The 12,626-nt window shown below is 63.9% G+C and carries 10 protein-coding genes; 6 read left to right on the forward strand and 4 right to left on the reverse strand.

Annotated features, from left to right (window positions below):
- Positions 1-32: 32 nt before the first annotated feature.
- From AB4136_RS11690 to AB4136_RS11700, 3 genes are all read left to right on the forward strand, one after another.
- Positions 33-614 carry a YceI family protein gene (locus tag AB4136_RS11690; RefSeq protein WP_024924228.1) on the forward strand — a complete coding sequence of 194 codons (582 nt, stop codon included), beginning with the start codon at positions 33-35 and terminating at the stop codon, positions 612-614.
- 100 nt (positions 615-714) lie between these two features.
- On the forward strand, positions 715-1,701 hold the full coding sequence (locus tag AB4136_RS11695; RefSeq protein ID WP_024924227.1) for a Gfo/Idh/MocA family protein: 987 nt from the start codon (positions 715-717) through the stop codon (positions 1,699-1,701).
- Positions 1,702-1,769: 68 nt separating this feature from the next.
- Complete coding sequence (locus tag AB4136_RS11700; RefSeq protein ID WP_024924226.1) at positions 1,770-3,428, forward strand: FAD-binding dehydrogenase; 1,659 nt, start codon at positions 1,770-1,772, stop codon at positions 3,426-3,428.
- A 33-nt stretch (positions 3,429-3,461) separates the two neighbouring features.
- On the opposite strand, the gene AB4136_RS11705 is transcribed toward AB4136_RS11700, so the two are convergent.
- Positions 3,462-3,896 carry an Lrp/AsnC family transcriptional regulator gene (locus tag AB4136_RS11705; protein WP_024924225.1) on the reverse strand — a complete coding sequence of 145 codons (435 nt, stop codon included), beginning with the start codon at positions 3,894-3,896 and terminating at the stop codon, positions 3,462-3,464.
- Between the two features lie 127 nt (positions 3,897-4,023).
- On the opposite strand from AB4136_RS11705, the gene AB4136_RS11710 reads away from it, so the two are divergent.
- From AB4136_RS11710 to AB4136_RS11720, 3 genes are all read left to right on the forward strand, one after another.
- On the forward strand, positions 4,024-7,074 hold the full coding sequence (locus tag AB4136_RS11710) for an aminotransferase class III-fold pyridoxal phosphate-dependent enzyme (RefSeq protein ID WP_024924224.1): 3,051 nt from the start codon (positions 4,024-4,026) through the stop codon (positions 7,072-7,074).
- A 132-nt stretch (positions 7,075-7,206) separates the two neighbouring features.
- A complete protein-coding gene (locus AB4136_RS11715; RefSeq protein WP_137900305.1) occupies positions 7,207-8,223 on the forward strand; it encodes an amino acid ABC transporter substrate-binding protein in 1,017 nt (338 codons plus the stop codon).
- Between the two features lie 233 nt (positions 8,224-8,456).
- Entirely contained in the window at positions 8,457-9,866 is a 1,410-nt protein-coding gene (locus AB4136_RS11720; protein WP_137900304.1) for an MATE family efflux transporter, read from the forward strand.
- Between the two features lie 17 nt (positions 9,867-9,883).
- On the opposite strand, the gene AB4136_RS11725 is transcribed toward AB4136_RS11720, so the two are convergent.
- Genes AB4136_RS11725 through AB4136_RS11735 form a run of 3 tightly spaced genes read right to left on the reverse strand, consistent with a single transcriptional unit; the run spans position 9,884 to position 12,563 of the window.
- Positions 9,884-10,678, reverse strand: a complete 795-nt coding sequence (locus AB4136_RS11725) for an ABC transporter permease (RefSeq protein WP_137900303.1) — start codon at positions 10,676-10,678, stop codon at positions 9,884-9,886.
- Positions 10,675-11,529: an ABC transporter permease gene (locus tag AB4136_RS11730; protein WP_024924220.1), complete on the reverse strand. Its 855-nt coding sequence runs from the start codon at positions 11,527-11,529 to the stop codon at positions 10,675-10,677. The genes AB4136_RS11725 and AB4136_RS11730 overlap by 4 nt, the downstream gene beginning before the upstream one ends.
- The gene (locus AB4136_RS11735) at positions 11,526-12,563 is read right to left on the reverse strand and encodes an ABC transporter ATP-binding protein (RefSeq protein WP_024924219.1); all 1,038 of its coding nucleotides are present in this window, start codon (positions 12,561-12,563) and stop codon (positions 11,526-11,528) included. Before AB4136_RS11735 ends, AB4136_RS11730 begins: the two co-directional genes overlap by 4 nt.
- Between the last annotated feature and the right edge of the window lie 63 nt (positions 12,564-12,626).

The raw sequence follows: 12,626 nt of genomic DNA on the forward strand, positions 1-12,626 counted from the left end.
CTGCTGGTCGGGCGGCCATGGAGGAAACTCTCATGCGAACCCGCAGTCTGGCTATCGCGGCGATCGCCACGGCTGCGGTCGCCATATCCGCCGCCCATGCTGCCATATCGCTCGGTGAAGCCGCCGGCCGCTACACCATCAGCCAGGCCGGTTCGAACATCCGCTTTTCGATCGGCAAGGCCGGCGGCGGCAGCCTCGCCGGCGCTTTCGCCCACTTTTCCGGTAACATCAGGATCGACCGTGGCGATGCCGGCCACTCGGAAGTCGATATCACCATCTTCCCGGCCAGCGTCACCACTGGCGAGCAGCGCATCGATGCTTTCCTGCGTTCTGACGCCGTCTTCGACGCGGCCAATTCACCGGAAATCCGCTTCCGTTCGGATAGCGTAAGGCGGACCGGCGACACCTCCGCATTGATCACCGGCAGCTTGACGGCGCGGGGTCGGACAATGCCGGAAAAGTTCGTTGCCGAACTCAAATCATCGGGCGCCGGCGGTATCCAGTTCCATGTCACCGGCAAAGTGCTGCGCTCGCGCTATGGTATGGATGTCGGCACGCCGCTCTATTCCAACGTCGTCGATTTCGACATGATGCTTGCCGGCCGGCGCGGTTAGATTCTGCTCCTGGCCTGTTGCGACCCACCCCAACGGCACTGGCTTTTCGCTGCGTTTCGGGCAAATCTCGCCACCGTCGAATCTTGTAAGGCGAGGCCCGATGTTCCGGTGGGGAGTGTTGTCGACGGCGAAGATCGGGCGCGAGCAGGTGCTGCCGGCCATTGCCGATTCCGAAAATGGCGTGCTGACGGCAGTTGCCAGCCGCGACGTCGCCAAGGCGAGGGCCCTGGCTGACCGGTTCGGCGCGCCGCATGCCTTCGGCTCTTATGACGAGTTGCTGGCTTCGCCGCATATCGACGGCGTCTACATTCCGTTGCCGACCTCGCAGCATGTCGAATGGACCGCCAAGACGATCAAGGCCAAGAAGCATGTCCTGGTGGAAAAGCCCTTGGCCCTCGATGCAAAAGACATCCTGCCGCTGATCCAATTGCGCAACCAGCACAATGTGCTGGTGTGCGAGGCGTTCATGGTGATCTACCACCCGCAGTGGATCAAGGTGCGCGATCTGATCGCCAACGGTGCGATCGGCCGCTTGCGCCATGTCCAGGGCGCGTTCACCTATTTCAACGTCGACCCGACCAACATGCGCAACCAGCTTGCGCTGGGTGGCGGCGGCCTGCTGGATATCGGCGTCTACCCGACGGTGGCGACACGGTTCACGACCGACAAGGAACCGCTGCGCGTCCAGGCCAGCATCGAGCGCGACAAGGCGTTCGGCACGGACGTCTATTCCTCGGTACGCGCCGATTTCGGCGACTTCGAACTGTCCTTCTACGTCTCGACGCAGATGGCCGGGCGCCAGTCGATGGTGTTCCACGGCGACGCGGGTTTCATCGAAGTGGCCGCGCCTTTCAATGCTGGCGCTTACGATCATCATCGTATCGAGCTGCACAACCACAACCATACCGAGGCCCAGATATTCCGCTTTCCGGGCACGCAGCAGTATCGGCTCGAAGCGGAGGCTTTCGCGCGCGCGGCGCGCGGCGGCAAGGATCGCGTGTTCACGCTGGAAGAATCCGTGTCGAACCAGAAGGTCATCGACGCAATCTTCCGCGCTGGCGACAAAGACGGCTGGGAGACGGTCTGACGACGACACGCGACGGCCGGCCGGGATGGAGAACGGGCTGGGCGTAGGCGCTGGATGGGAGGGGAACGATGGCCTACGACGCAGATGTCATCATCGTCGGTGCCGGCCTTGCCGGGCTGGTTGCCGCTGCCGAACTCGCTGAGGCGGGCAAGAAGGTCATCATCGTCGACCAGGAGCCGCGGCAATCGCTCGGTGGGCAGGCCTTCTGGTCGTTTGGTGGCCTGTTCCTGGTCGATTCGCCCGAACAGCGGCGCATGCGCATCCGCGATTCCCACGATCTCGCACTCGAGGACTGGCTGGGGACGGCCGCCTTCGATCGTCCCGAGGATCATTGGCCGCGCGAATGGGCCAAGGCCTATGTCGGCTTCGCCGCCGGCGAGAAACGCGCCTGGCTTTCCGAACGCGGCATCAAGTTCTTTCCCGTCGTCGGCTGGGCCGAGCGCGGCGGCGGCAATGCGGTGGGGCACGGCAATTCGGTGCCGCGCTTCCACGTCACCTGGGGCACGGGCCCGGGCGTGCTGGAACCTTTCGTCCTGAGGGTGCGCGAGGCCGAGAAGCAGGGGCTGATTACCTTCAAATTCCGTCATCGCGTCAGCGAGCTGACGAAAAGCGGCACGGCGATCGATGGCGTACGCGGCGAGGTTCTGGAGGAAAGCAGCGTCGAGCGCGGTCATAAGAGCGCGCGCACTGTCGCCGGCGATTTCGCCTTCAAGGCGCAAGCCGTCATCGTGGCTTCCGGCGGCATCGGCGGCAATCACGATCTGGTCCGTAGGAATTGGCCGGAGCGGCTCGGCAAGGCGCCGAAACGCATGATCACCGGCGTGCCCGACTATGTCGACGGGCGCATGCTGGCAATCACCGAAAGCGCCGGCGGCTCGATCATCAACCGCGACCGCATGTGGCACTATGTCGAAGGTATCAGGAACTGGGCGCCGATCTGGACCGATCACGCCATCCGCATCCTGCCCGGCCCGTCGTCGATCTGGCTGGACGCGCGCGGCAAGCGGCTGCCGGTGCCGCTCTATCCCGGTTTCGATACGCTGGGCACGCTCGCCCATATCATGAAGACCGGCTTCGACTATTCATGGTTCATCCTGACCGAGAAGATCATCCGCAAGGAGTTCGCGCTTTCAGGCTCCGAGCAGAACCCCGATCTGACCAACAAGAGCTGGCGCCAGGTGATCGGGCGCGCCACCTCCGGCATTCCGGGGCCGGTAAAAGCCTTCCTCGACAAGGGCGAGGACTTCATTGTCGAGCGCGAATTGCCGGCATTGGTTGCGCGCATGAACGGGCTGGCCGGCGGCGAACCCTTGCTTGATATCGGCCAGGTGGAGCGCGAAATCCGGGCGCGCGACATGCAGCTCGACAATCCGTTCTCCAAGGACATGCAGGTGATGGCACTGCGCGGCGCGCGCAATTATCTCGGCGACAAGCTGATCCGTACCGCCAAGCCGCACAAGATACTCGATCCCGCCAACGGACCGCTGATCGCGGTGCGGCTGAACATCCTCACCCGCAAGACATTGGGCGGCTTGCAGACCGATCTCGACAGCCGTGTGCTGGGTGCGGACGGCCAACCGGTCGAGGGCCTTTATGCCGTTGGCGAGGTGGCCGGTTTCGGCGGCGGCGGTGTGCATGGCTATGCCGCGCTCGAAGGCACCTTCCTCGGCGGCTGCATCTTCTCGGGCCGCGGCGCCGGCCGCGCTACCGCCAAGGGCGTGCGTTGACAAATCACCGTCGCGACGGGGCTGGCCAGGTGGTCAGATACGATCGATATCGCGCCTGAGCACGATCAGCGAAGTCAGGTCCTCGACGCTCTGGTGCGAGGCGATCAGATCGCGCAGCGTGTTCAGCCGGTCGATGGACGGCACTTCCACCTCGACGACGAGGTCGACCTGGCCGGAGATGGAGGATACGCGCCTGACCTCGGGATGACGCGCCAGTTGGTCGAGCATACCGATGGACGGTGTGCGCACCAGCGTCACCATCAGGAAGGCGAAAACCTGGTTTTGCTCCAGTTGCCCGATATCGGCGCGATAGCCGCGGATGACACCGCTTTTTTCAAGCAGCGCCACGCGTTCGCTGGTGGCGCTGCGCGAGAGCCCGATCCTTGCAGCCAGCGTCTTGAGCGGAATGCGCGCCTCCTTCGAGAGGATCGCGAGGATGTCCCGGTCCTTGGCGTCGAGTTCCTTCATCGCCGATTTCCATGCGCCGTTAATGTGCCGGTCGAAGCAGGCATAGTGCCGGTCCAACCGACGTTTTGCCAGATGCCCGGTTTTTCGGCGCGTGCCAAGCTCCATCAAGATCAAATCCGGACCTGCGATGACCAACATTACCCACCCGGCACCCAATTTCTCCCTGGTCGAGGCGAGGGCGCTCGCGGCGAGTCATTTCGGTGTGACCGGTTCGGTTGGTAACCTCGACAGCGAGCGCGACCAGAACTTCAGGCTGGCCTCCGAAGAGGGCGACTGGATCCTGAAGGTCGTCAACGCCAGCGAACCGCGCAGCGAAAGCGAGTTCCAGACCGCGCTGCTCGATCATCTTGCGCGTACCGGCGCCAATCTCGCTGTCCCGACGCTCAGGAAGACGCTGGACAACACCACGCTGGCTTTTGCCGCGGATAGCAATGGCGCAAAGCACGCGTTGCGGCTGGTTTCGTGGCTGCCTGGCAAGCCGCTGGCCGAAGCGGAACGCACGCCTGAAACTCTCGACAGCCTTGGCCGCGCGCTCGGCCGGCTCGATCGTGCCTTGCAGGGCTTCATTCACCCGGGCGCGTTGCGCAGCTTCGACTGGGACATCCGCCGTGCCGGTGCCTCGCGCCGTCGCCTGGAGCATGTGCTCGATGCGAATGACCGCGCGCTGCTCGAGCGTTTCCTCGACCGCTTCGACGCCGAAGTTGCACCGCGCCTGCCGGCATTGCGCGCGCAGGTCATCCACAACGACGCCAACGACTGGAACGTGCTGGTCGATGCCGACGATCAGGCCCACGTCGTCGGCCTCATCGATTTCGGCGATGCCCTGCATGCGCCGCTGATCGCGGAAGTCGCGGTTGCCTGCGCCTATGCCATTCTCGATACCGAGGACCCGATCGGCGCCGCGGCCAAACTCGCTGCCGGCTTCCACGCCGAATATCCGCTGCGCGAGGAAGAGGTGGACCTCCTCTTCGACCTGATCGCGATGCGGCTGGTTACCAGCGTCACATTGTCGGCGCTGCGCCGGCAGCAGACCGGCGACAATCCCTATCTGGCGATCAGCGAGGCGCCGGCCTGGCGCATGCTGCGCCGGCTCGATGCGATGAACCCGCGTTTCGCAACGGCGATCCTGCGCCACGCCTGCGGCTTCGATGCGGCACCCGGCGCTCGCTCGCTCGCTGCCTGGATTTCCACCAACCGCAAGCAACTTGTCCCGATCCTCGATCGCCATCCGGCGACGCTGGTCAAGGCGCTGGTTCCTTATGGCGACCCGCAGCACCCGATGACGGTCGCCTCGGCGGCCGAGCAGCCGGCGAAAGCTAGTGCCTGGTGGGATGCTTATAGCGCCGAAAACAACATCGAGCTCGGGATTGGTCCGTGGGGCGAGGCGCGCACGGTCTATGCCAGCGACATGTTCCGCTCGCGTTTCATCGAAGGCGTGCGTCGCATCCATCATCTCGGCCTCGACCTGTTCATGCCGGCCGGAACCAGGGTCCGCACGCCGCTCGCCGCCACGGTGAATAGCGTCGAGATCGAAGAAGACCGGCTGGGTTACGGCTGCCTGGTGGCGCTGGAACATCGGCCGGAAGGCTGTCCGCCCTTCGTGACGCTGTGGGGGCATCTCGCGCATGAGGCGATGTCGCGGCTGAAGCCGGGTCAGCGCCTGGAAGCCGGCGCTATCGTCGGCGAGATGGGCGTTGCCGCCGAGAACGGCGGCTGGGCGCCGCATCTGCATTTCCAGATATCGGCGGACCCGCAGCTTGCCGCGCGTGACATTCTGGGCGTCGGCGAGGCGCGCTATCTCGAGGTTTGGCGCGAGCTCTTCCCTGATGCCGCCGAACTCGCCGGTATCCCGCCGGAGACATTCGTGCAGACCGGCCGCACTCGCCCCGAGATCGTGGCTGCGCGCAAGACCGCGCTGTTGCCGAACCTGTCGATCTCCTACTCGCAACCGATCAAGTTTGTGCGCGGCGAGGGTCCTTGGCTGATCGACGACCGTGGTCGCGCCTATCTCGACTGCTTCAACAATGTCTGTCATCTCGGCCACGCCCATCCCGACGTGGTTGAGGCGATTGCCCGGCAGGCGGCGAAGCTCAACACCAACACGCGCTATCTGCACGATGCGATCGTCACCTACGCGGAACGCCTCACAGCGACGCTGCCCGAGGGGCTTTCGGTGGCGTCCTTCGCCTGCTCCGGCAGCGAGGCCAACAGCCTGATGCTGCGCATGGCGCGCACCCATACCGGCCGCTCCGACGCCATCGTGCTCGACTGGGCTTATCATGGCACGACGCAGGAGCTGATCGACCTCAGCCCGTACAAATACAAGCGCAAGGGCGGAAAGGGTCGGCCGGCGCATGTCTTCGAAGCGGTCATTCCCGACAGCTATCGCGCGCCGGGCGACTGGCCGGCCGAAGAACACGCCAGACGCTTCGCCGAAAGCATCGCCGAGCAGATCGCGGCAATGGCCAGCCAGGGTCGCGCCCCGGCACTGTTCATGGCGGAATCGATCCCCAGCGTCGCTGGTCAGGTATTCCTGCCGGAAGGTTACCTGAAGGAAGTCTACGCCTTGGTCCGCGCCGCCGGCGGCGTCTGCGTGGCCGACGAGGTGCAGGTCGGTTTCGGCCGTGTCGGCACGCATTGGTGGGCGTTCGAGACGCAAGGGGTGGTGCCCGACATCGTCACCATGGGCAAGCCGATCGGCAACGGCCATCCGATGGCGGCTCTGGTCACCACCAAGGAGATCGCCACCTCCTTCAACAACGGCATGGAGTATTTCAACACCTTCGGCGGCAACCCGGTGTCCTGCGCAGCAGGGCTGGCGGTGTTGGACGTGATCGAGCGAGACGGTCTGCGCCAGAACGCGGCCGAGGTCGGCACCTATCTCATGGACCGTTTCCGTGAATTGCAGGCGCGCTACGACATCATCGGCGACGTTCGCGGCATGGGCCTTTTCCTCGGCATCGAGCTGGTCGAGGACCGCAAGACCAAGGCTCCAGCAACCGCACTCGCCCGCCGCATCAATGACGGTGTCCGGGCGCGCGGCGTGCTGATCGGCACGGAGGGGCCGCACGACAATGTGCTCAAGATGCGTCCTCCGATGATCTTCAGCCGTGCCAATGCCGATCATCTGGTGAGCGCTCTGGACGAGACCTTCGCAGCGGTGCTGGCCGAACGTTAGCCGGTTCGCGACGACAGTTTCGCCTGGCGGCATCGGCCGGCAGGTGAATTCACAGCAGGACAATCGATCAACGCCGGCGCTGCCGTGCCGGCGTCAGGAGAGGCTTTGCCTCGAACAACCAGGGAGGAGAACATGAAGAAACATCTATTCGCAGCGACACTGCTCGCCGGCTCGGCGACAATGGCCGTCCCGGCGGTCGCCGACACGCTGGACATCGTCAAGCAGCGCGGCACTGTCACCTGTGGCGTCAGCCAGGGCGTCGCCGGCTTCTCGGCACCGGATGACGCCGGCAAATGGCACGGCTTTGATATCGATTTCTGTCGTGCCGTTGCCGCCGCTGTTCTGGGCGACCCGGACAAGGTCAGCTTCGTGCCGTTGTCGACCAAGGAGCGCTTCACGGCGCTGCAGTCGGGCACCGTCGATCTGTTGTCGCGCCAGACCACCTGGACCCTGTCGCGCGATGCCGGCATCGGCATCCACTTCGTCGGTACCATCTATTATGACGGCCAGGGTTTCATGGTGCGCAAGGATATCGGCGTGGACAGCGCGCTGAAGCTTTCCGGCGCCACCGTCTGCGCCGAGCAGGGCACCACGACCGAGCAGAACACCGCCGACTATTTCAGCGCCAACAAGCTGAAATACGAACCGGTGGTGATCGATTCCGCCGACGGCATCATCAAGGCCTTCGATACCGGCCGCTGCGACGTCTACACCACCGATGCTTCCGCGCTCTATGCGCAGCGTCTCAAGCTGACCAATCCCGAAGCCTATACCGTGCTGCCGGAGATTATCTCCAAGGAGCCGCTTGGCCCTGCCGTACGCCAGGCCGACGACAAGTGGTTCAACATCGTGCGTTGGACCCTCTTCGCTCTGCTTGAGGCCGAGGAACTCGGCGTGACGCAGAAGAACGCAGAAGCCGGACTGACATCCCAGAATCCGGCCATCAAACGCTTCCTCGGCGTCGAGGGCGACAACGGCCAGCAACTCGGGCTCGATCCGCGTTTCGCTTACAACATCGTCTCCAAGGTCGGCAATTACGGCGAGATGTTCGAGCGCAATCTCGGCCAGTCGAGCGCGTTGAAGATCGATCGCGGCATCAACAAGCTCTGGAACGCGGGCGGGTTGATGTACGCGCCGCCGCTGCGCTGATCGCGGTTTCTGCCGATATCAATTCCTAAGACCCGCGCAGGATGCCACCTGCGCGGGTTTCTTTTTGGAAGCGCGGTCTTGAACGGTCGCTCTGGATCAATTTTTCGTAGCCACGGGCCCTTGCCAAGGTTCCGGCATTCAACGAAAACCGCAATTCAGCCGGCAACCATCCCGTTTCCGGCCAGACGCGGTTTCCGGCTGATGCCGACGCACCGCAATGGGACGTAGAGACAATGTCCGCGATCGAAGCCGGCGTGAGAGCGCCGGGAAGCCTCTGGCGCTCCGAAATCAAGGCCACGCTGTCGCTGGCCTGGCCGATGGTGCTGACCAATCTCGGCCAGACGGCGATGACGGCCACCGACGTGATGATGATGGGCAGGCTTGGCTCTGAAACCCTTGCCGCCGGCGCACTCGGTTCCAACCTCTATTTCATGCCGTTGGTCTTTGGTCTCGGGCTGATGCTGGCCACCTCGCCGATGATGGCGACGGAACTTGGCCGCTTCCGCCATTCGGTGCGCGATGTGCGCCGCACCGTCCGCCAAGGCCTGTGGCTGGCCGTGCTTATTGCCATCCCGGTCTGGATATTCCTTTGGAACGGCGAGAAGATCCTGCTCGCCATGGGGCAGGAGCCGGCGCTCGCCCACCAGGCAGGCATCTATCTGCGCTGGCTCCAGTGGGCTGTGTTGCCCTTCTATGGCTACATCGTGCTGCGCTCCTTCATCTCGGCCCTCGAGCGCCCTGGCTGGGCGCTAGTCATCGTCTTCGTCGCCGTGGCAACCAACGTGCTGCTGAACTGGATGTTCATGTTCGGCAATCTCGGCGCGCCCCGTCTTGGCATTGCCGGTTCCGGACTGGCCACGACCATTTCATCGGTGTTGATGTTCGTCGGCATGGTGCTGGTGGTGACGCTGGAGAAGAAATTCCGTCGCTATCACCTATTCGGCCGTTTCTGGCGACCCGACTGGCCGCGTTTCAAGGCGCTGCTCAAGCTTGGCTTGCCGATTGCCGGCATTCTGGCCTTCGAGGTGACGATCTTCAATGCCGCCGCCTTCCTGATGGGCTTGATCAACGCGCCGTCGCTGGCGGCGCATGCCATCGCCCTGCAGATCGCCTCGATCAGCTTCATGGTGCCGCTCGGTCTCAATCAGGCCGTCACCGTGCGCGTCGGCCTGGCCCATGGCGCCGGTGACCAGGAGGGTATCACCCGCGCCGGCTGGACCTCTTATGCGATGGGTGTCGGCTTCATGTCGCTGACAGCGCTCACCATGCTGCTTTGGCCGCGCGTATTGATCAGCGGTTTCATCGACGTGGCCGACCCGGTGAACGGTCATGTGGTCGACCTCGCCGTCTCGTTCCTGGCGTTTGCCGCGCTTTTCCAGATCGTCGACGGTGCGCAGGCCGTGGGTGCCGGCATGTTGCGCGGCCTGCACGACACCACCGTGCCGATGATCTATGCGGCATTCGGTTATTGGGGCGTCGGTCTGCCGCTCGGCGCGCTGCTCGCGTTCCATTTCGGCTTTGCCGGGGTCGGCATCTGGATGGGCCTGTCGACGGGGTTGGCTGTGGTGGCCGTTTTGCTGCTGACCCGCTGGTTGCGTCGCGACCGGCTGCCGGCAAGAACCGGCCCGATCGCCATGCACTGATCCCGGCGTCGCTGGGATCAGCTATCCGACGACATCGCTCCGAGCAGCCGGCGGATGTCGCCGAAATAGGCGACCGAGCCGAACACGAGCGCCGCGACCGTGACGAAGAAGATCGACACCGCAGCCATTGTCGGCGTGTAGCCATAGCGCAGCGCGTTGAAGATCTTGATCGGCAATGTCTCGGTGGTGAAGCCGATCGTCATGTAGGCAACGATGTATTCGTTGAGCGACAGGACGAAGGCAAAAGCGAAGCCCGAGACCAGATAGGGCAGGATCAGCGGCAGCACCACGGTCTTCAGCACGGTACGGTCGTCGGCGCCCATGGTGGAGGCCGCCTCAACCAGCGACCGGTCGATGGACGCGAAGCCGAGCGAAAGCGTCACCAGTGGTAGCGTCACGAAGAAGATCGCGTGGCTGATGATGGCGGTATAGAACTGGCCGAACAGGCCGACGGTTGCCCAGAAGCTGAGGAAGCCGAGCGCGGTGATGACCGGCGGCAGGATGAATGGTGCGAGGCCAAGCACCTGGAAGATGTTCGCCCAGGGCGCGATGCGCCGCCATAGGAACCAGGCCAGCGGCAGCGCGATGGCAACGGCGATCGCGGCCGAGCAGATGGCCAGCGTGACCGAATGGATCAGCGCCAGCCGCCATTCCGGATCGTTGAAGATTTGTCCGTACCAGGAGAGCGAAAAGCCTTTCGGCGGGAAGGTCAGTTCCTGCTTCTGGTTGACCGAGACGCCAGCGACGACGATCAGCGGCGCGGCCAGGAACAGCGCGACAAGCACGAAATAGAGCCGGCGAAGCACGGTCATAGCGCGTTCTCCTTGCGGCCGACGAGCAGCGTGAGGCCGACCAGCGCCAGCGAGATCAGAACCAGGAACACGGCCATGGCGGCGGCGAACGGCATGTTGGACTGGTAGATCGCCTGGTCGGTGATCAGCACCGACAGCGTCCAGTTCGACGGCCTGCCGAGGATCTGCGGCAACAGGTAGGAGCCGAGCGCAAAGACGAAGACCATGATCAGTGTCGCCACGATGGTGTTGCGCAGCGCCGGCGTCACCACGTTGAAGAAGGCACGCACCGGCGAGGCGCCGAGCGTGCGTGCGGCCTCCAGCAAGGTCGGGTCCAACCGCACCAGAGCCGGATAGAGCACCAGGATCGTGTAGGGCAGCGCCTGATAGACCATGCCGGTCAGCACGGCCCAGAAGCTCGGCAGCAGCGCCACCGGCTCTTTCATCAGGCCGATGGCGACAAAAAGATTGGTGATGCCGGCCGTGCGGGAAAACAGCGTCGACCAGGCGAAACCGATGATGACTTCCGACAGCGACAGCACCGAAAGCAGTGCGACCAGCCACACTGTCTGCACGGCGCGCGGGCGCTTGGTTAGGAGGTAAGTGAAGGGAAAGGCGATGACCACGCAGCAAACCGCGACCAGGATCGCCAGCATCAGCGAGAAGCCGAGCACCGAACCGAAGAAGGTGGTGAGGAAGCGCGCGTAATTGTCGAACACAAAATCCGGCGTGTAGAAGCCGGACGGATTGCGCTTGAAGAAGCTCACCGCGATCATGATCGAGAACGGCACGACGAAGAAGACGACAAGCATCAGTGCCGGGAAGAACAGCGGTGCGTAGTCGGCGAGCGTTTTCGGGCGTTCGCGCCTCATGGCTGCAGCACCACGCAGCTTTCCGGAGGCAGCACCACGCCGATGGCCTGGCCGACGCTGACATTGGGCCGCTCGCGTGGCGTCGCCACCGCCACGATGGTGGTTCCGCTGGCTTCCACGAAGGTTTCGATGGTGCCGCCGAGATCGCGCACGAAGCTCACCGTTCCGGCAATCGAACCGGCGCCGGGTGCCGAGAAATGAATGTCTTCGGGGCGGATGGAGATGGTGGCTTTGGCCGAGCCGGAGGGCAGGGCGATGCCGGGCACTGCGGAACCCAACACCGTGGTGCGGCCGGCGCTGTCGGTCTCGGCCGGCAACAGATTGGTGATGCCGATAAAATCGGCGACAAACGCATCGGCCGGCTTGCGGTAGATCTCGATGGGCGATGCAGCCTGCAGGATCTTGCCCTTGCCCATGACAACGACGAGGTCGGCCATGGTCATCGCCTCGCGCTGGTCGTGGGTTACGACGACGGTGGTGATGCCAAGGCGTTGCTGCAATTGCCGCAATTCCACCTGCATGGCCTCGCGCAGCTTGGCGTCCAAAGCGGAGAGCGGTTCGTCGAGCAGGAACAGCTTGGGCGACAGCGCCAACGCACGGGCGATCGCCACGCGCTGGCGCTGGCCGCCTGAAAGTTTCGCCACCGGCCGGTCGGCGAAGCCGTTCAGGTGGATCATGGCGAGAAGGTCGTTGACCCGCTTGCGCTGGTCTTCCTTGGAGGCGCCACGGATACGCAAGGCATAGGCGATGTTTTCGCCGACCGTCAGGTGTGGAAACAGCGCCAGCGACTGGAACACCATGCCGAGATTGCGCTTGTGCGTCGGTATGCTGGTAATCTCCTCGCCATCGAGCACGATGGCGCCGCTGGTCGGCTCCTCCAGCCCGGCAATCATCCTGAGCAACGTGGTCTTGCCGCAGCCGGACGGGCCGAGCAGGCAGACGAATTTTCCGTGCGGCACGGACAGGCTGACGTCGTCGACGGCGGCAAAATCGCCGAACTGCTTGGTGATTGCGTTTATGGACAATCCGGACATGGCGTTATCCTGCTTGGCTGGTCGTGCATGCGGATGTTTCGGTTATCTGGCGTCGGCCGCCTC

The sequence above is a fragment of the Mesorhizobium sp. 2RAF21 genome (assembly GCF_052115345.1).
In the GTDB taxonomy this organism is placed as follows: domain Bacteria; phylum Pseudomonadota; class Alphaproteobacteria; order Rhizobiales; family Rhizobiaceae; genus Mesorhizobium; species Mesorhizobium terrae.